12 protein-coding genes and 1 pseudogene are annotated in these 19,789 nt (G+C 55.1%); 6 read left to right on the top strand and 7 right to left on the bottom strand.

Going from position 1 to position 19,789, the window contains the following annotated elements:
• Positions 1-25: 25 nt before the first annotated feature.
• The 5 genes and pseudogenes from AC6I4B_RS21285 to AC6I4B_RS21265 all read right to left on the bottom strand — a co-directional run.
• The gene (locus AC6I4B_RS21285) at positions 26-4,000 is read right to left on the bottom strand and encodes a retention module-containing protein (protein WP_497767989.1); all 3,975 of its coding nucleotides are present in this window, start codon (positions 3,998-4,000) and stop codon (positions 26-28) included.
• 332 nt (positions 4,001-4,332) lie between these two features.
• A complete protein-coding gene (locus AC6I4B_RS21280; RefSeq protein ID WP_497767987.1) occupies positions 4,333-4,674 on the bottom strand; it encodes a tryptophan synthase subunit beta in 342 nt (113 codons plus the stop codon).
• Between the two features lie 84 nt (positions 4,675-4,758).
• On the bottom strand, positions 4,759-6,705 hold the full coding sequence (locus AC6I4B_RS21275) for a bifunctional diguanylate cyclase/phosphodiesterase (protein WP_497767986.1): 1,947 nt from the start codon (positions 6,703-6,705) through the stop codon (positions 4,759-4,761).
• A 9-nt stretch (positions 6,706-6,714) separates the two neighbouring features.
• Positions 6,715-7,401, bottom strand: a complete 687-nt coding sequence (gene lapG, locus AC6I4B_RS21270; RefSeq protein ID WP_497767984.1) for a cysteine protease LapG — start codon at positions 7,399-7,401, stop codon at positions 6,715-6,717.
• Positions 7,402-7,455: 54 nt separating this feature from the next.
• Positions 7,456-9,090: pseudogene (locus tag AC6I4B_RS21265) on the bottom strand (Mur ligase); the annotation flags it as partial.
• A 200-nt stretch (positions 9,091-9,290) separates the two neighbouring features.
• Between AC6I4B_RS21265 and AC6I4B_RS21260 the strand changes: the two are divergent.
• Both AC6I4B_RS21260 and AC6I4B_RS21255 read left to right on the top strand, forming a co-directional pair.
• On the top strand, positions 9,291-10,109 hold the full coding sequence (locus AC6I4B_RS21260; protein WP_497767983.1) for an alpha/beta hydrolase family protein: 819 nt from the start codon (positions 9,291-9,293) through the stop codon (positions 10,107-10,109).
• A 14-nt stretch (positions 10,110-10,123) separates the two neighbouring features.
• Positions 10,124-13,438, top strand: coding sequence for a CapA family protein (locus AC6I4B_RS21255; protein ID WP_497767981.1), 3,315 nt, complete (start codon positions 10,124-10,126; stop codon positions 13,436-13,438).
• Here the strand turns inward: AC6I4B_RS21255 and AC6I4B_RS21250 are convergent.
• Positions 13,435-14,367, bottom strand: a complete 933-nt coding sequence (locus AC6I4B_RS21250) for a LysR substrate-binding domain-containing protein (RefSeq protein ID WP_497767979.1) — start codon at positions 14,365-14,367, stop codon at positions 13,435-13,437. The two genes, AC6I4B_RS21255 and AC6I4B_RS21250, sit on opposite strands and share 4 nt — an antisense overlap.
• Before the next feature lie 114 nt (positions 14,368-14,481).
• Complete coding sequence (locus AC6I4B_RS21245; RefSeq protein ID WP_497767978.1) at positions 14,482-14,976, bottom strand: DUF1097 domain-containing protein; 495 nt, start codon at positions 14,974-14,976, stop codon at positions 14,482-14,484.
• A 258-nt stretch (positions 14,977-15,234) separates the two neighbouring features.
• Between AC6I4B_RS21245 and AC6I4B_RS21240 the strand changes: the two genes are divergently transcribed.
• The 4 genes from AC6I4B_RS21240 to AC6I4B_RS21225 are packed head-to-tail and all read left to right on the top strand — an operon-like array spanning position 15,235 to position 19,698.
• On the top strand, positions 15,235-15,840 hold the full coding sequence (locus AC6I4B_RS21240; protein ID WP_497772277.1) for an ankyrin repeat domain-containing protein: 606 nt from the start codon (positions 15,235-15,237) through the stop codon (positions 15,838-15,840).
• Positions 15,841-15,879: 39 nt separating this feature from the next.
• Positions 15,880-16,755 (top strand): oxamate carbamoyltransferase subunit AllH family protein, encoded by an 876-nt coding sequence (locus AC6I4B_RS21235; RefSeq protein WP_497767976.1) that lies wholly within the window; start codon positions 15,880-15,882, stop codon positions 16,753-16,755.
• Positions 16,733-18,280 (top strand): acyl-CoA synthetase FdrA, encoded by a 1,548-nt coding sequence (gene fdrA / locus AC6I4B_RS21230; RefSeq protein ID WP_497767974.1) that lies wholly within the window; start codon positions 16,733-16,735, stop codon positions 18,278-18,280. The genes AC6I4B_RS21235 and fdrA overlap by 23 nt, the downstream gene beginning before the upstream one ends.
• Entirely contained in the window at positions 18,280-19,698 is a 1,419-nt protein-coding gene (locus AC6I4B_RS21225; protein WP_497767972.1) for a YlbE family protein, read from the top strand. The genes fdrA and AC6I4B_RS21225 overlap by 1 nt, the downstream gene beginning before the upstream one ends.
• The last annotated feature ends 91 nt before the right edge of the window (positions 19,699-19,789 follow it).

The raw sequence follows: 19,789 nt of genomic DNA, 5'->3' as shown, positions 1-19,789 counted from the left end.
GCCGGCTTGCGCCGACCTATCTGTTTTAGGCATCAGTATCCGGTTGAGCAATCAGGGAATCTAGCTGGGCGGCATCGTGCGCGCTCCAGGCATCGCTTCCGGTATCGCCCGTGCTTTCTGCCGGAACGTCCTGAACGTGGCCTACGTTTTCGCTATTTTCCGTTGAGTCGGCCACCTGAATCAGCGCGCTGAGATCTTTCCCATCATCATCATGAATGATATCGCTCAGGTCGAGGGTCGTCGGCTGACTCTGCTCGTGGCTTGCTGCGGTATCGGTTGATGATGGCTGATTCTCCAGCGATGCCTCAGACTGCGCGGTATCGGCGGCATGAAGCTGGCTATCGATATCGTCCAGCAACAGATTTAACGACTCGCCCTGACTCGCTTCGGCGGTGTGCGCTGCCGAGTTGTCATCCCCGACACGGCTCAAATCCAGCGTGTCATGGTCAACCAACAGGTTATTGCCGTCCTGATTCTCTTGCGCATTATCGCCAGCAGATGCCGTGGTATCGCTCTCGTTAAGCGCATTGTTGCCGGTGTTGTCGCCTGCGTGTTCAGCCGAGTTGGCATCGCTCGCGTTCTCGTTTGCCGCGTTGTTAGCGTCAGCAGCGGAACCTGTCTGGCTGTTTTCAGCAGCGTCTTCGCTCTGGTCAGTGGAACCGGCCTGGCCGTTATCAACAGAACCGTCGTGATGGTCAGTAGACCCCGTCTGGCTGTTATCAGCAGGGCCTTCGCTCTGGTCAGTGGAACCGGCATCAGCATCGTGGTTAGCCGATGTATTCTCGTCTGCGTGATCGTTGGCGTTATTCTCCGCCGCGTGATCGTCTGATGTATGGTGCGCTTCATCGCTGGACGCCAGCGAGTCTGTCGCATCTGCCGTATGGTGCTCATCGCTACCTGGAATCGTCGTTGTGTGATCGCCGGTATTCGCGCCCACTTCACCAGATGAGTGCGACGAACCATCGACATCCGCCGTGACCTCCACTTTGACCGACCCTAAATCCACTTCTGACGACGAGTTTAGCGTCAGGTGTGCGTCCAGATTGCTGTCACCATTGAACTGGATTTCAACATTCCCGTGCGCATCAACGGTGTAGTCCACGCCCTGATAGCTCAGCGTCGATCCCGGCGGCAGCCCGGTCAGTTTAATCGACGTAATATGGTCGCTACCGCTGCCATCCAAAGTGGCATCGATATTCAGATCGTACTGCCAGGAGGTGTGTGAATCTGGATGTGTTGGATCCAACCCTTCCTTACCATCGCCGGAGATAACGTCTGTAATACGGTTATTGCCGCCGAAAGTGGTGCCGTTAACCGTGACATTCACACTCTCGTAGTAGTTGATGTTGCCGTTAACGTTGGCGGAACCGGCGGACGAATTCCAGTTTGATGAACCCGGCACAAAGATGTAATCGTGTGCGCTGCTATCACCCGGATCACGGTTACCGTTAACCGCATTCATCGGGTGCTGAGTCCCGTCGCCCTGAGTGTAAGAACTGCCATCGTGCAGCACAAAGACATCCGTCTTACCGCTGTTACCGTTGGCGTTGCCCTGATCGTAAACATGAATTTGCGACGACGGAATATCGCTGGAAACGTACTTGCCGATATCATCCGCAGACACCCACAGCACCACGTTTTTACCTACGCTTGTGATCATCCCGTTTTCGTCAACGTCAAAACCGTTGCCGCTAGGATCATCACTCCCACCGTTAACCTCCGTCGTTTTCGACGAGCCTGAAGCGGTAAAATCAACGGTTAGCGATTTATCGGCATCGGCATCGGCATCTGCGTCGGCGTCGGCGTCAGCATCGGCATCTGCGTCTGCATCTGAGTCCGCATCGGCATCAGAGTCCGCATCTGCGTCTGAGTCTGCATCTGAATCAGCGTCTGCGTCCGAATCGGCATCCGCGTCTGAGTCTGCATCGGCATCGGCATCGGCATCGGCATCGGCATCAGCATCAGCATCTGAGTCAGCATCGGCATCGGCATCAGCATCAGCATCAGCATCAGCATCCGAGTCAGAATCGGCATCCGCATCGGCGTCCGCGTCTGCGTCAGAATCGGCGTCGGCATCAGCATCCGCATCGGCGTCTGCGTCCGAATCGGCGTCCGCATCAGCATCCGCATCGGCATCCGAGTCAGAATCGGCATCGGCGTCGGCATCCGCGTCCGCATCAGCATCGGCGTCTGAGTCAGCGTCCGCATCGGCATCCGAGTCAGAATCGGCATCAGAGTCAGCATCCGCGTCTGCATCGGCGTCAGCGTCGGCATCTGCATCTGAGTCAGAATCCGCATCGGCGTCTGAGTCTGCATCGGCGTCCGCATCAGCATCGGCGTCAGCGTCAGCGTCGGCATCAGCGTCTGAGTCTGCATCCGCATCTGCGTCTGAGTCTGCATCTGAGTCGGCATCGGTGTCCGCATCCGCATCCGCATCAGCATCAGAGTCGGCATCTGCGTCGGCATCCGCGTCTGAGTCAGCATCGGCGTCAGCATCAGAATCGGCGTCGGCATCCGCGTCTGAGTCAGCATCAGCGTCCGCATCAGCATCAGCGTCAGCATCCGCGTCGGCGTCTGCATCAGAGTCGGCATCAGCATCTGAGTCAGCGTCCGCATCGGAGTCGGCGTCTGCGTCTGAGTCGGCATCAGCATCCGCGTCTGCATCAGCGTCTGCGTCCGAATCAGCATCCGCGTCTGAGTCGGCATCAGAGTCAGCATCTGAGTCAGCGTCCGCGTCGGCGTCTGCGTCCGAATCGGCATCCGCGTCTGAGTCAGCATCGGCGTCCGCATCGGCATCTGCATCAGCATCGGCGTCTGAGTCGGCATCTGCATCTGAGTCAGAATCCGCATCGGCATCGGCATCGGCATCAGAGTCAGCATCTGAGTCAGCGTCCGCATCGGAGTCGGCGTCGGCATCTGCATCTGAGTCAGAATCCGCATCGGCATCGGCATCCGCATCGGCATCCGCATCGGCATCTGCATCAGCATCAGCATCAGCATCGGCGTCTGAGTCGGCATCTGCATCTGAGTCAGAATCCGCATCCGCATCGGCATCGGCGTCAGCATCAGAATCGGCGTCCGCATCAGCGTCTGAGTCAGCATCGGCATCAGCATCAGCATCAGCATCAGCATCCGAGTCAGAATCGGCATCGGCATCAGAGTCAGCATCTGAGTCAGCGTCCGCATCGGAGTCGGCGTCGGCGTCGGCATCAGCATCCGAGTCAGAATCGGCATCGGCATCGGCATCGGCATCCGCATCGGCATCCGCATCGGCGTCTGCGTCCGAATCGGAGTCGGCGTCGGCATCTGCATCTGAGTCAGAATCCGCATCCGCATCGGCATCGGCGTCAGAGTCAGAATCGGCGTCCGCATCTGAGTCAGCATCGGCGTCCGCATCGGCGTCTGCGTCCGAATCGGCGTCCGCATCTGCGTCTGCATCGGCGTCCGCATCGGCATCTGCGTCCGAATCGGCATCGGCATCTGAGTCAGCATCATCTCGCGCGGCTTCTTCTTCGCTGCGATCCAGTACCGTGAGTTCTTCTTCTATGGGGGTATTGGGGAAGTCGATGCCTTCGGTGGGATAACCGGCGGTAGGGTCGATTTGTTCGCCCGTCAGGTCGAGAATAACGTGGGTGTGTGCACCACCGGCGCCAGGCTGGCCGCTGATGGCTGGCGCTTGCGGGCCTGCGGCAGTGGCTTCCAGAATTTGGGTCGGGTCTTGCCCGTCTGCAATGGCTTGCTGGATGGCGGCGATATCGGTCTGTTCAGCGCTCGCTGTGGCGGTCGAAAGACCGTGGCTTCCGTCCCAGTGACTGTCTCGTCCGAGATCGAGCGATTTTCCATCTGGAAGAGTGAGCGTAACGGCACCGTTGGCACCTGTTTCAATTTGCTCTCCGGCCAGGATCTTGTCACCTTCGACCAGGAGACGTCGGCTGCCATCGGCTGAAATAGCGAAAACCTGCCCGATTATGGTCTTTATTGTTCCGGCTATACTATCCATTTAGCGCTCCCCTTCATTTTTTACGGGCTTTTCCTTTGCCGCAGGAACAGGTATTAAACATAGGAATTATTGCTTATAGAACAAATGTATTTCAGTGAGATAAGTAAATTCTCTTATGTTTATCTCGTGGTAATACACCTGTGCAGTGCAATATGTTTAAGTCTCTTCCGAGGTTATTGCGGAGGGGAAAAATATTCATTGATTTTAATGTGTTTTTAATCTGAATGTCTTGTGAAAAATACGGTGTAGTAAGGATTAACTTGTTGATGATTTTGCGGCTAATAGTCATTCAGGCACATAGTAACGTGCCTGAAATAATTAAAAATAATGAATTAGATGAGTCTATCATCGTCATCGCCGATTAGGCCTTCCAGGCCGCTCAGCGTTTGACGTGCTTGCGCACGGTTGAGCAGCTTATGCTGCGCCGCTGGCGGCAGGTCGGTAATACTGATAACGCCTTTGCTCATCAGCACTTCGATAAGGTCTTCCAGCACACGCACCATATTAAGGTCGCTTTGCTGGAGCTGTTGGATGGTGGCTTCACGAAGGTGATTAACCTTAAGCCATTCACTGATTTCAGCCGTTAGCTCTGCGCTTTGGTCGGTCATGCCGCTAAATGCGGCGGTTTCCACCCGCACAATCCGGCCTTCTTCATCGCGTTCGATAAAATGCATGGCTGCTCTCCTGAGATTGATTGTATTCCCGCCATACTTCTCGTTGCCTGGGCGGGGCTTGCCTCGGCCCCGCTGCAACTTGAATTATTTCGCGGACAGTGTGCTGGCGTCGCTAAAATAACGCCCCATTGCGCCATACAGGCCTATTTTCTCCAGCACCGCCAGCTCACCTTCTGTTTCGACACGCTCGGCGATGAGTGGCAGGTTTATCTGCCGTGTAGCCCAGTAAATGGCTTCGATAAACAGTTTTTTATCTTCTTCTTCGTTGATGTGGTGAATGTAGCTGCCATCCACTTTTATCCACGCCAGCCCCCACTGCGGCAGGTTGCCTATCAGGTGGAAGCGACCACCAAAGTGCTGAATACCCAGGCCGCAGCCGAGTTCCTGTAACTTTTTCACCAGCACACTAACGCGTTCTGGGTCAGGCAGTTCGTTCTCGTCTAGCTCCAGCGTAAGCCGTGGCGCGAGGTGGCGCGCGGTTTTTAACGGCTGTAGCAGGGCGTTCAGGCTCTCGTCATCGGCCACGCTTTCACCGCTGATGCTAAGGGCGAACGCCTCGGCGGTGTCTTCCATCGCGCGGAGCGTCTGTTTTAGCATCACCACGTCCATACGGCGGCCCAGCGACAGTCGGCGTACCCACGGGATAAAGCGCCCGGCGGGGATGATTTCACCGTCTTCGGTTTGAATGCGAGCCAGAATTTTGCGGTGCAAAACAATATGTTGCGTGTTGCACTGATACACCGGCTGGGAGAAAAGCTCGAACGCTTCTTTATCCAGTATCGCGGTCAGGCGCTGATGCCAATGGTGATGGTCTTCATCCGGCTCTTGCTGTGCCGCTGCGCCTGGGTCGGCAAAGCTGCGCATCTCGGCTTCCGCTGCGACCAGTATCTGGTCGGCCTGGCGTAGCAGGTTTTGCGGGGTGTCACCATAATGGAACGCGACATTAGCAAAGTAGGCGACAGGCTTCACGTCGCTCAGGCCGGTTTCGTTCAGCGCGTTCAGTTTTGTGCTGAGGGAGTTGGCAAAACTTTCCATCTCCTGAGGCAGTACCGGAGAGGTGATGATGGCAAATTCACCGCCGCGCACGCGAGCGATAAAACTTTCACTGTGGAAGAAACGCTGCTGGAGAACACCGAGTATGTCAGCAATGGCTTGCAGCAGTTTGTCGGTGTTCGCGCCGCCAAGACGCTGGTTGAGGCCGATCAAGTCCTGTACGCGCAGTAAAATCAGGTTGCCGTCGGCGTGTTCTTCATCGCTCAGGCGGGTCTGGAATTTAATGTCGAATGCCCGGCGGTTGTTCAGGCCTGTCAGGCTGTCGTTGTAGGCTTCCTGGCGCAGCGCTTCGGTGCGCATCGCCTGTTCGCTAAACAGCGCTTTAAGCTGAGTCACCATCATGTTGGTGGCTTCGACTACCCGGCGCAGTTCCGGTGTTTTAGGCAGTGCGGGCAGGCTGAGAAATTCGCGGCGGCTGATAGCCATCGCTTGCTCAACGATATAGTTCAGCGGGCGCAGGCGGTTACGCAGCAAGAATGTCGTGCCCAGGATACACAGCACGCTACAGCCGGTCAGCCACATGAAGCTGGCGACCAGGCTCTCCCACAGGCGCGCCAGTGCAAACATTGGATGGCTCACCACTTCAACGCGCGCGGCCTGCGTCCAGCCGCGCATCACCATCGCTTCACCCTGGCCTGGGTTCAGGTGCACGATGTTGGCAAACCAGTCCGGTACGTTGGCGCCAGGCGGCACGTTTTGCCGTGCGATAATCGGTTTGCCGGTTTTGATATCAATGACCTGGATGCGATAGAAATAGCCGCTATCGAAAATCGAGTTCACCATCAGCTCAGTCATCACCGGATCGTCAATATACGAGGTCAGCGATAGCCCCAGCGCGGTGGCGGTATCCTGTGCGTGTGCGCTGAGCTGGTTATGATATTGCTCGCGCGAGCTTTCCAGCGTGGCAAAAAAGTTGCCGCAGAAGATAGTGAACGTAAACAGACAGATGCCAATCAGTAGCTGTTTATAAAGAGACATGACTGCTTCCTATTCATTAATTACAAACCCTTCCGCACGCATCCTGGTGAGAAGATCTTGCCAACGTGAGAGTTTTTTACTGTCGCCAACGCGTTTGCTACCACTGGCCTGTGGTATCCATAAACCTTCACCGTTAAAAGAATAAACGGGGAGCAGATCGCTGCGCGCGGTGGCGGGTAATATGGCGGTTTTTAGATTATCCAGCACCAGCGGAATGGCATCTGGTGTGGAATACCAAGTGACGACCATATGTGCCTGGTTTAACTGTAATGCCTTAACATAGGTAATTCTTAACTGGCTGGCGGGAACGCCGAGTTCGCGCAGGGTAAAATATTTCGCCAGCGCGTAGTCTTCACAATCCCCCGCACCTTTGCGAAGCGCCTCAACGGGAGTCGCCCAGTAATCTTCTTGTCCCCATACCGTCATATCGTCCACAAAGCGTATTCGTGAATTAAAAAATTGGTTAACGCGGTTTAAGGTGGTCTGGATATTGCCTTGTGGCGGTTGTTTAAGCAATGTCTCCCAGGCGTCGATATTGCGTTGTGCGGTGGGGGTTGCCGGGCCATACAGTTTCTGAGTGCGGGTATTGATGGTGTTAAAGTCCCATCCCGCACCCAAATCTGGCGGTACAAACAGTAGCGCCAGAACCAATGGCAGCCATCGGTTCCGGTGAAAAAGCCCCTGACGCCGGTTCATTATGCGGCGCTCGCTAGCAAAGAATTAAGCCGAATAGCCATGCAAACGACGCCAGTGTTTTCGGTAAGCAACATAGCCTGAGAGGTAATGTTCGACATCATCTATTCGTACCCGAAAGCTGTGGTGACGAATAAAAAAGCTGCCCGTGATGCGCGGTGGGTTTTTGAAAAACATAGCCAGTTCAGGCCAGAAAAAGCCGTTAGCGAGGTAACGCGCGCGCGTTTCGAGTGCCAGATTAAACTTCTCAAGGTCGAAATCATCCAGCAGGTGGCGATGTTCAGAATCCGCCATGCGTGCCAACATGCGCGATGCCGCCATCATCAGCTCCAGCAGTGTAGGGTAGGTAGTCACCCGATTGAGGACAAAATCCAGGTGGTCGCGAACGTTATCCAGCCCAAACTGGTAGTAGCGCTCCAGCGGGCGATACAACGTAAGCTCGTTAACACAGTAGCTTAGCCAGTGATCGTGCGCCTGCCAGTGCTTTTGCGCGATAAAGTAGTCCATGGCGCGCTCAACCATCGACAACCAGCGTGCTTCCTGGGTTAAGCCGTACAGGCGCATTAAGGCAAATGCGGCTTCGCCGTCATAATAGATAATGCGGTGTTCCGCTTTGAGCGATAAATCGGCGGCGTGCAGCACGTGATTAAAGCCGCCGGTTTCCGGTTTTTGCATAAAGCCGATGCCGTTAGCGAGGCGCTGCATTTGCGACAGGTAACGCATATCGCCGGTCAGCTCGCTGTATTTGGTCATCGCCAGAATACACACCGCATTGCCGCCGAGCTTAATTTCGCCGCCGGTATCAATCAGGAAATCGGCCTCGCTGCCGTCGGGCAGTTGGCGGGTTTCGATAAGCTGATTTGAGAGATCGGCCAGCGCGCGTTCAATCGCGTCAAACTGGGATTTCCCTTGTGTGACTTCCCAGCCTTCCAGCAAGGCGTAGGTTGAGCTGGCATGGCGCAGAGCGTTGTAGGTGGGGATCGCGCGGTCGAAGCACGGAAACCAGCCGTAGTCGTAGCGGCCTGAAGCCTGCACCTGGCGGGCAAGATAGTCGGTGGCAGAGAAAATCATCGGGTCGAGCGCGTTCTCTTGCCAGTCTGGTAACTGGCGATAGCCCGCGTTTCGGCCATTGTATTCAATGGGATAAACCTGCTCACCGTCGCAGAACACGCTGCGGGTATTGAAGCGCCAGATTAACTGCGCTGGGTTTTCCGGCCAGCGTAGCACGTGGTTAAACCGCCAGCGTGAGTAGTGCGCCAGGTTGGGGGCGTTAGGCGTCGCCACACCTTCCGTGCCGTGATACAGCAGGGCGTTGGCGTTGATCTCTTGTTCCAGAATGGCGTGTTTAAAATCAGGGCTGAAGCTCAGGCCAAAGCGAAAATAGTTACGTTTAGTTTTGCCTAACTTTTCCTGAAGGGCGTCCCAGCGCAGGGTTTGAATTTTATTAACCAGGTCGGCTCGTAGCCAGATGATCGGCTGCGTTTGTTGGCGTTCCCAGCGCTGTAGCGCCTCGGCGGCGGTTTGCCAGGCTTGATCCAGCGTTTGCCCGCAGGCATAGGTGGTGTAGGCGCGTTGTTGCCCGTTACTGGCGCTTAAAAAAAGGATATATCCCGGAAAAGGCGCGGGTTGTGCTGCGATGTCCAGCCCTTCAATCTGAGGCCGGACACGTGCCATTAAATGACTCAGTGGCATTTATACTCCTTGCTGCGCCAGTAAATCCCTGTGCTTAGAACCTAATGGGAGCGGCTCTTAATATTCCTTAGAGAGAATAACATTATGTTTGGCGATTTGTGTATTCTGTAGGGCATGTTTATTCGGCCTTAATTAGGAAGCGGAACGTGTGCAGATGGATAACGATATTTATATTATCTCTCAGTATTTCCTTATCTGCATTGGCGTCGCGATCTCTGCTTTGGAACCAACCGGCGGAACAGGGAAAATGCCCAACTCAGCAGCAGGCGGTATGGGTAAATTATGCCGGTGGTGAAGCCTGTATACGCTATTTTGCCTCGAAAAATATTGCCTCGGCGAAAACTGTTCTGATTGTTCTGTCTGGCGATCGTGATTCCGTGATGCGGCGCGACCCAGCGAAAATACCGAATAACACCGAAGACGCGCAGGATTTACGCGCGCAAAAACTGTCTGAAAAGACCCGTCTGCCGGTGATTATCCTCGCCAGACCCGGTACTTATGGCTCTAGCGGCAACCATGCTCAGCGCCGCCAGCGTGCCGAATTTTTGGCGATTGACGCGGCGTTAACTCGCTTGCGTGAACGCTATGCTATTCAACAATTTATTTTGTCGGGCCATAGCGGCGGCGCAACCGCTGCCGCAGCGGTAATGACATTTGGCCGCCAGGATATTCGCTGCGCTATTTTGACCTCTGGGGCATATGGCCTATTAGAAAGAGCGGAACGGCTGCGTGTTATTCGCGGTGAGGCCAGCGACAGCCAAAAAGATATTACCGGTTTAGCTCATCCTTACGATCCACTTGAGCATCTCCCGGCAATGGCGGATGATCCTTCGCGCCATATTATCGTCATCGGTAATTTGCAAGACCGCGTGACGCCGTTTGATTTACAGGTGAAATATGCCAGCGCATTACGCGCCAGAGGGCATCGGGTTTCATTAATTGAATGGCCCGCCGTTGCGCCACAGTTTCATCGTCTGCGGGGTAATCCGTTGATCCAGAATTTACATCAATGCGAATAAGCAGGGAGCGCTGAATGGGCGTTGAGATGCAACGAGAACACGCGCTGGGGTGGGATGCCCCTACGCTTGCCCGCCTGCTAAATGGGCGCTGGAGCACCACGCCGCCAGACGGCTGGTTTGCCGATGATATTGCGCTACGAACGCAGGATCGGCAGCAAGCAAACCGGCGCTATCTGCTGGTGGCGATAGATGCCGATACTTGGCATCAAGGTTCCGGTAATCAGGGGATTTACGCCGGATGGCACGATACCCATGACACGCTCAAGCGCCATCACGCGCAGTTTTGCGGCGCGATAGTGCAGCGGTTTATGCCGGAACTGCCAGCCGATTTCCCGCAGCTGGTGGTGGATAACTCCTACGCAGTGCTGAACACGTTGGCCGATGAGGCGCGTCGGCGTATGCGCGGCAAAGTGGTGGCGGTGACTGGCACGGTCGGTAAATCATCCACCAAAGATTTACTGGAAATGCTGCTGAGCGAAGAAGGCTCGGTGATTGCGACGCGTGGCAACCACAACACCCGCACCGGTACGTCGGTGACGTTAGCACGTTGCGCCGTTGACCCGGATTACGCCGTGCTGGAGGTGGCGATTTCGGCGCTGTGGATGAAATCTGGCGGCGTAGGCACGCGCATTCAGCCTGACGTGGCGATTATCACCGCTATTGGCCTGACTCAGGTGACGTCACAGATCAGCCATCTTCGCGATGTTGCGCGCTATAAATCCCGCCTGTGTCGTGGCATTAAGCCCGGCGGCTATGCGCTGTTGAACCGCGATATGGACGATTACGACTATGTGCATCAGGCCGCGATCGACTACGGTGCGAAGATTATCAGCTACGGTTTTCATCCCGATGCCACGATCCCAATTACCGATTATCAGGCCGATCCGCAGGGATCGGATATCACTATTGCGATCAACTCGCAGCGCATCACGTATCGGCTGAATGCGCCCAGCCGTGGTATGGCGAGCAACTCCGTGGCCGCGCTGGCGGCGTTGTCTCTTTTGGGGGGCGATGTGGAACAAGCCGCGAGACGGCTGGCCTATTTCCACAATGCCTCACGCAAACTGCAAAGCCAAACGCTGCGCCTGCCAGGCGGTGGGAAAGCTACGTTAATTGATGACAGCTACAACGCTGAATTGTTGTCGGTAAAAAATGGGCTGGAGGCGGCGGCGCTCTATCCGCTGGCGGGAAATCAGCAGCGGGTGGTGATTCTGGGGCGGATTGTCTCACTGGGCGAGCTGGCGCTGGAAAGCCACGCCGCGCTGGCCGAGCCGATATTGCAGGCGGGGTTCGACAAAGTGTATTTGCACGGCGAGGAGATGCTGGCGCTGAAAGACCGGCTTCCTGAGCAGGTGCTGGGCGGCTATTTTACCGATGTCGATGCGCTGGCGGCCAGTGTTCTGGATGGCCTGCACGATGGCGACGTGGTGCTGGTCAAAGGCAGCACGCGTGATTCTGACTTCCACCAGGTTATCAACAAAATGAAGCAACGGGCGGCGTCGTCCGACTTCCCTTTAGGCAACGACATCGCCACGCTGCGGGTGAATTTAACGCAGGGTGAAACGCGGTATACCCGCAACAGCCACTGCTCGTTTAACCCGCGCCACCTCAGCCACTTGCTGATGACGGCGGCGCTGGCGGCGGATGTGGTGGCTAAAAAACACCGCCTTAGCGATAGGGTATCGACGAAAGCCATTTCGGATCAGGTGCTGCAACAAGGCCCCGCGCTGGGGCTGAAAAACGGCCAGTCAGCCAGCGTGAAGTCACTGCTTCAGGGGATGCTGATTGCCAACGCGCGTGACGCGGCAATCAACCTCGCACAATACCTTTCCGGCAGTGCGGCGAACCTGCTGGCGTCCTTACCGCCTTTGATGGCACAGGCGGGGATGGAGAAAACCGCGCTTAATAATGTGAGCGGCAGAACGCGGCAGGGGCAGCGCACTAATCTTGATGATGTTGCCGCGTTAGTGACGTGGTTTTATCGTCAGTTCCCGCATTTTATGCACTGGTTCTCTGAGGTTGAGGCCGATATCGGCGGCGTGGTGTACAGCAAAATGCACAATATTCAGGCCGACGGGCGCGCCAGCTACAGCTATTCGTCCGGCGGCTCGCCGTGCTGGGGATTTGCGATCCAGCGCCAGGGCGACGACTTATGGCTCGCCTGTGCGGCAGGGGCGAAAGATGCCTTCCATCTGGATTATCTGTTAGATGGGCTGCTAAACCCTGAAGCGGCACACTCCGTAGTACCGGAAACCGCCGCTATCGCGATACCCGCCCCGGCGACGGTGACGCTGGTGGGGGACACCTATTTTGGCGAGTGGTACAGCGCGCAGCGCGCCACGCGCGGCATTGATGATGCCCTGCAACGCTACGGCTACGATTACTCGTTCCAGGGGATTGCGCCACTGCTGGAGGGCAGCGATTACACCATTGCCAACTTCGAGGCGGCATTGTCGGCAGAGAACGAGCACGGCCTTCAGGGGCGCAAACCGTTTTGCCTTACGGGCGACCCGTTGCGCTCGGTGGCGGCGCTGAAAAAGGCCGGTATTCATGCGGTGGCGCTGGGGAATAATCATGTGATGGACGCCGGGATAAGCGGTGTTCAAAGTACGCTAAAAGCGCTGCAACAGGGCGGTATTGCCCACTTTGGCGCAGGGTTAAATGCCCAACAGGCCGAAACGCCGCTGGTTTTATCGATCGGCGGGCGAACATTTAAGTTCTACAGCGCGTACTGGTATCGCCGTTATATGGAGCAGGATTGCGCCTTCTACGCCCAGCCACGTCGGGCGGGGGCGGCCTGTTTGAGCGGCGGGTTAATAGAGCAGTTAAAGCAGGATAAATCGGGCCACTCACCGGTGACGAGCATTGTGATGGCGCACTGGGGGCAGGATTACCGTTGGACGCAGCCGCTGCAAAAACGGTTAGCGAAGCGCTTAACCCAGGCCGGAGCTGACCTGATTATTGGCTGTGGGCCGCATATGCTGGGCGAAATCGAGCCGTTTGGCGATAGCTGGGTGGTTTATAGCCTCGGCAATGGTGTGTTTAACAGCAATGGGGAATATCAGCGCCGTGGCGTGCCGCCGTTCGGATTTATCGCCCGTTTGCTGCTGGGTGGCGCGCAACCTCAACTGCAACTGTTGCCCATTTATACCCAAAACCAACAGACTTTCTGGCAGCCCAGACCGGTAACCGACGCTGAATTTGAGCAGGTTATCACCGCATTGACCGCGCAGGGCGTGGCCTTTGCGGCGGATGGCGCACAGGTTTCCACGCTGCAAGACGGGCGTCGCGCGATTGTTCTGCCGTTACCGGCGCCGTTTGGCGCTTAGCCGTCACGGTGCAGAAGATCCTGATAAATGCCGGTGAGTATCCCGGCTGGGGCAAATTCACGTTTGATCCACTGCGTCACCTGCCCATTGGCAGAGTGCTGCGTTGCCAGCAACATGCGTGAGTCCTGGCGCGGGTTGCTAATTTTGCGTGTGACCAACTGCGAGCGCGCTTCGGCTTTACGCACCATGTAATCCGGCAGGAAGCCGATGCCTTCGCCAAGAATCTGGCACTGGCATTTGGTGTTGAAATCCGGCACCAGAATCGATTCCTGCCCGTGCAGCAGCCAGCCCACTTTTTTATTAATCGTCTGCGCGGTGTCTTCGACCATGATATTGGGATACAGCCGGAGCTGGCTTTCGGCAATCGGCTCTGGCATAAACGCCAGCGGATGATTCGGGGCGATGGCAAACGCCCAGCGGATCGCGCCAATTTCGGTGTAATCGATGCCGCCGCCGTCCAGTAGCGTATCCGGCGCGCCAATCGCAATACTGACCTGGTTATTAATGATTGAATCCCAAACGCCGTTGTAGACCTCGGTGGTGACGGTTATCTGGCAGGTGGGAAAGCGCTTTTTCAGCACCTGCAACAGGCGCGCGGTATGCTTCGGGGTGTAAAGCAGTTGGTTAATACAGATGCGCACTCGCGCTTCAATCCCCTGAGAAATGGTGTCGATACTGCGCTTGATGGCGTGGAAGTCATTGAGCAAATCAGTGGCTTTGCGGAAAAAATAGCGGCCAGATTCGGTAAGCTCAATGCTGCGGGTATTGCGGGTAAACAGCACCACGTCTAGCCCGGTTTCCATACGTTTGATGGTGTAGCTGATGGCGGAGGTGGTTAAGCCTAACTCCTCCGCCGCTTTGCTGAAGTTGCCAAAACGCGCGGCTGTGGTGAATGCCAGTAAATTCTCTTCGGTAAAAATGGAGTTCATTCACCCCCCTGTTTATTGTCAGCCGCGCATCTGCGTTAACCCAGAGTTGAATGTATTGGTTGTCGTTATCCGTGAGCAATCATTTTTGAATAACTTTTAATACCCAGCGTGGGGCTAGGCATCGCCTCGGCTGGTCGCCTCGCTTAATTTGCGCCCGGTGTATTCCGAAATAATGCCCACGCAGTTGCCCGCGAGAAAACCCAGCAGCGTAACTGACCAGTTCAGTCCGCTGGCAAAAAACAGCGTCATGCCCAGGAATCCGCCAGGAATAAACGAGGTCAGCCAAAAACGCCCCTGCCAGACAATAACGGCAGAGAAGGGCACGGTGGTGCAAACGGTGGCCCAAAAGTCAGATAAACCGCTGACAGAGGCCAGCCAGCCCGACGCCAGTGCGGCAAGAAATGCCCAGACTGCGCCGGAATAGTTCACGAAAAGACTCTTCACAAACCCTTCTTTCCCGCCGCCTGCGGCATAAAAACTGCAAAAGGCGACAAACCCTATGGTTCCCAGCAATTCCCAGCCGGAATCAAGCCCAACCTTCGAGGACACCATTTGCCAGATGCCAGCACAAATTCCGACAGTGATGCCTGTTGCGGTGAGTCCGTTCATGTCTCTCTCCTCTGATAAGAAATAAGCGGATACGATGGTTTCGTTCGGCAACTATAGAGAAATAAAACCCGATTGAGTTAAGGGGAATAGCCACAAAGAAACAAACATTGCACTACCGCACAGTCTGTATCGATTATTAAATAATATTCAATAATGAACCGCGTTATGGCGAATAAATTTTAAGCGGGTTCTTTTCTGCAAATTTCGTTGCTATTCTCAAGTCATCATAAATCCGCCACAAACATCAGGGGAATGATGATGACGATAAATCCTTTAATCACTGAATATTTATTGGCTGCGGAACAGGGCAATTTAGAAAAATTAAATGAATGCCTGAGCCAGGGTGTCGATATTAATGCCTGCAATCGCCAGGGCACAACCGCCATTACGCTGGCAAGCCAGCATCAACAATATAACTGCGTGGCGCGATTAATTGCCGCCGGAGCAGATATCAATAAACAAAACCAAATTTGTGCCAACCCTTTTTTACTGAGTTGCCTGAATAATGACGTGACGCTGTTGCGTTTAATTTTACCGGCTAACCCAGACTTGAATCGATTAACGCGTTTTGGCGGTGTGGGTCTGACGCCAGCCTGTGAAAAAGGCCATCTGGATATTGTAAAAATATTATTGGCTGAGACAGATATTAACGTCAACCATACCAATTTTGTCGGCTGGACACCGCTGCTGGAAGCCATCGTGTTGAACGACGGCGGCCCAACGCAGCAGACTATCGTCGCGCTACTGCTGGAACATGGCGCCAGCCCGCACATGACCGATAAATACGGCAAAACGCCGCTTGAGCTGGCGCGTGAAAAGGGATTCAACGAGATTGCCCAACGGCTGATTAGCGCCGGAGCCTAAGCAAGGAGAACCGCTATCGACACCCCATTACGGCGGTGTGTGCAAGCGCTAACTGCGGATAGAGATTTTCTCTTACAACGCGGTAATGGGCGGGTTGAGCAGGTCTTTTCGCGGGCGGTAAACCTTTATCTCCCGGCGCAACAGCGGCTATTGACGCTGCTGTGTCAAGACTACGATAACGCCCCCAATAGCTGCCGGTTAGCACTCACTCACTTTGATGGCCTGTTCCGGCCCGGTGAGCCGGTTCAGTTTTACGCAGGTGGGCTAAATATCGGTACGGATAAGTGGATAGACACGACGTACAGCCTGGATTGGTCACCGCCATTACTCACATTTGCACCCGGACAGTTCCGGCAAATACCCTGGCAGCGCTGGCGCAAGACAATTTTGCAGCAGCTTGGGGAGCACGACACTTTATTTCTTTATCGCGGCGATAATCCGTTTTATCAGGAAATGGCCCGACAATTACAGCAACGGCGTCACAACGTGATTAATGCGTTAACGCAACATAAAAATATTAGCGCCACGGTCGCCCAGATGATGGGTTTGGGTATTGGTTTAACGCCTTCGTCAGATGATTATTTAGTGGGGCTGAGCATTATTTTATTTATTGCCGGACATCCCGCAGAAAAATACAAAGAGGAATTTTTATCGACGTTACGCTGTGCCAGAGAAAATACCACCCTATTAAGTGCGGTGACATTCGAGGCAGCATTAAATCAGCGTTACCGTGAAAGTATTTATCGGTTTATTAACGGCATTATTAATGAACCACATCACTGTTCTATCCAGGCTATTGCCAATATTAAAAATATTGGCTCAAGTTCCGGCTGTGACATGCTGTATGGCATGGCCGATGGCTGCGCGCTGAGCCAAACGTATGGAGGGAATTATGTCAGTCAAAATAGTCATTAAAAAGAATACGTATTTTGATTCTGTATCGCTTATGTCGATTTCTACCCGCGCGAATAAGCTCGACGGTGTAGAGCAGGCGTTTGTCGCGATGGCCACCGAGATGAACAAAGGTGTGCTGAAGAACCTGGGGCTGCTGACGCCAGAGCTTGAGGAGGCTAAAAACGGCGACCTGATGATTGTGATTAACGGCACTGCGGGCGCGGATAACGATCAAACGCTGGCGGCCATTGAGGAGTTGTTCAGCCATAAGGCGCAAAGCGGCCAGCATGAAGCGCGCTATGCGACGCTTGCCAGTGCGAAAAAACATCTGCCGGAAAGCAACCTGGCGGTTATCTCGGTTAATGGGTTGTTTGCCGCTCGCGAGGCGCGTCAGGCACTGCAAAATGACCTTAACGTGATGCTGTTTTCTGACAACGTTTCTATTGAAGATGAGCTGGCGCTGAAACAGTTGGCGCATGAAAAAGGGTTGTTGATGATGGGGCCGGACTGCGGTACGGCGATCATTAACGGCGCGGCGCTGTGCTTTGGTAACGCGGTGCGTCGCGGCAACATCGGCATTATCGGGGCGTCTGGTACGGGGAGCCAGGAACTGAGCGTGCGGATTCATGAATTTGGCGGCGGTATTTCACAGCTTATCGGTACGGGCGGGCGGGATCTTAACGAGAAGATCGGCGGCCTGATGATGCTGGATGCTCTCCAGATGCTGGAAAACGATCCAGGAACCGAAATCATTGCCCTGATTTCAAAACCGCCGGCCCCGACGGTGGCGAACAAAGTGCTGGAACGCGCTCGCGCTTGCCGTAAGCCGGTGGTGGTTTGCTTCCTCGGCCGTGGCGTGACGCCTGGCGATGAAAACGGCCTGCAATTTGCGCGCGGTACAAAAGAAGCGGCGCTGAAAGCGGTGCTGTTAACCGGTGCGAAGAGAGAAAATCTTGACCTTCACCCGCTGAATCAGGCACTGATTAACGAAGTGCGCGCCCGCCTGACGCCACAGCAGAAGTACATTCGCGGCCTGTTCTGCGGCGGTACGCTGTGCGATGAAACGATGTTCGCGGTGATGGAAAAACACGGCGACGTGTACAGCAATATTCAGCCTGATCCCGCTTTCCGCCTGGCGGATATCAACCGCAGTATGAAACACACTTTCCTGGATTTTGGCGATGACGATTTCACCAACGGCAAGCCGCACCCGATGATCGATCCCACTAACCGGATCAGCCGCCTGTTGCAGGAAGCGCGCGATCCTGAAGTGGGCGTGATCGTGATGGATTTCGTGCTCGGCTTTGGATCACACGAAGATCCGGTGGGTTCCACCCTTGATGCCATCAAAGAAGCGAAGGCCATTGCCGCCGCCGAAGGGCGCGAACTGGTGATCCTTGGCTATGTGCTGGGCACAGACCTGGATGCGCCGTCGCTGGAAAAACAGCGCCAGATGCTGAGCGATGCTGGAGTCATTCTGGCAAGCAGCAGCACCAATACCGGTTTGCTGGCGCGTGAATTTATTTGCAAAGGGGAGGAAGCCTGATGAGCCAGTCACTGTTTACCCAACCGTTAAATGTTGTGAACGTGGGGATTGCCATGTTCAGCGATGACCTGAAAAAGCAGCACGTCGAGGTGACGCAACTGGACTGGACGCCGCCAGGACAAGGCAATATGCAGGTGGTGAATGCGCTGGACAGCATTGCTGATTCCCCTCTGGCGGAGAAAATCGCCGCCGCTAACCAGCAGGCGCTGGAGCGTATTATTCAGTCGCATCCGGTGTTGGTGGGCTTTGACCAGGCAATTAACGTTGTGCCGGGCATGACCGCCAAAACCATCCTTCACGCTGGGCCACCGGTGGAATGGAAAAACATGTGCGGCGCGATGAAAGGCGCTGTGACCGGTGCGCTGGTGTTTGAAGGGCTGGCAAAAGATATCGATGAAGCCGCCGAACTGGCAGCCTCAGGTGAAATCACCTTCTCGCCATGCCACGAACATGACTGCGTTGGCTCGATGGCGGGGGTGACTTCCGCATCGATGTTTATGCACATTGTTGAGAACAAAACCTACGGCAATATCGCATACACCAACATGAGTGAGCAGATGGCGAAAATTCTGCGCATGGGGGCTAACGATCAGAGCGTTATCGACCGCCTGATATGGATGCGCGATGTGCAGGGGCCGATGCTGCGTGACGCCATGAAGATTATTGGCGAAATCGACCTGCGTTTAATGCTGGCACAGGCGCTGCACATGGGCGATGAGTGCCATAACCGTAATAACGCCGGGACGACGCTGCTGATTCAGGCGCTGACGCCGGGCATTATTCAGGCCGGTTACTCCGTAGAACAACAGCGTGAAGTGTTTGAGTTTGTCGCCAGCAGTGATTACTTCTCCGGCCCAACGTGGATGGCAATGTGTAAAGCCGCGATGGACGCCGCGCACGGTATTGAATACAGCACTGTGGTGACCACGATGGCGCGTAACGGCGTCGAGTTTGGCCTGCGGGTGAGCGGCCTGCCGGGGCAATGGTTTACCGGCCCCGCTCAGCAGGTGATTGGCCCGATGTTTGCCGGTTACAAGCCTGAGGACTCTGGGCTGGATATCGGCGATAGCGCGATCACCGAAACCTACGGTATTGGCGGTTTTGCGATGGCGACGGCGCCAGCCATTGTGGCGCTGGTGGGCGGCACGGTCGAAGAAGCTATCGATTTCTCCCGCCAGATGCGTGAAATCACGCTGGGGGAAAACCCGAACGTTACCATCCCACTGCTTGGTTTTATGGGGATCCCAACGGCTATCGACATCACGCGCGTAGGCAGCAGCGGCATTGTGCCGGTTATCAACACCGCGATTGCGCATAAAGATGCGGGCGTCGGCATGATTGGCGCGGGGATTGTTCATCCGCCGTTCATCTGTTTTGAAAAAGCCATTTTGAGCTGGTGCGAGCGCTACGGGGTGTAATTTCAATCCCCTAATGCCGCAAGATGGCAACGCCTTATCTCGCCGGATAAGGCGTTCGCCGCCAGCAGGCAATCACGTTAAAAAACAACAA

The sequence above is a fragment of the Kluyvera fluvialis genome, assembly GCF_059725275.1.
This window is presented reverse-complemented; position numbering and strand designations above follow the sequence as displayed.

Coding starts and splice junctions, on each gene's coding strand:
- AC6I4B_RS21285 (WP_497767989.1), bottom strand. CDS start 4,000: ATGGATAGTATAGCCGGAACAATAAAGACCATAATCGGGCAGGTTTTC.
- AC6I4B_RS21280 (WP_497767987.1), bottom strand. CDS start 4,674: ATGCATTTTATCGAACGCGATGAAGAAGGCCGGATTGTGCGGGTGGAA.
- AC6I4B_RS21275 (WP_497767986.1), bottom strand. CDS start 6,705: ATGTCTCTTTATAAACAGCTACTGATTGGCATCTGTCTGTTTACGTTC.
- lapG (WP_497767984.1), bottom strand. CDS start 7,401: ATGAACCGGCGTCAGGGGCTTTTTCACCGGAACCGATGGCTGCCATTG.
- AC6I4B_RS21255 (WP_497767981.1), top strand. CDS start 10,124: ATGGGCGTTGAGATGCAACGAGAACACGCGCTGGGGTGGGATGCCCCT.
- AC6I4B_RS21250 (WP_497767979.1), bottom strand. CDS start 14,367: ATGAACTCCATTTTTACCGAAGAGAATTTACTGGCATTCACCACAGCC.
- AC6I4B_RS21245 (WP_497767978.1), bottom strand. CDS start 14,976: ATGAACGGACTCACCGCAACAGGCATCACTGTCGGAATTTGTGCTGGC.
- AC6I4B_RS21240 (WP_497772277.1), top strand. CDS start 15,235: ATGACGATAAATCCTTTAATCACTGAATATTTATTGGCTGCGGAACAG.
- fdrA (WP_497767974.1), top strand. CDS start 16,733: ATGTCAGTCAAAATAGTCATTAAAAAGAATACGTATTTTGATTCTGTA.
- AC6I4B_RS21225 (WP_497767972.1), top strand. CDS start 18,280: ATGAGCCAGTCACTGTTTACCCAACCGTTAAATGTTGTGAACGTGGGG.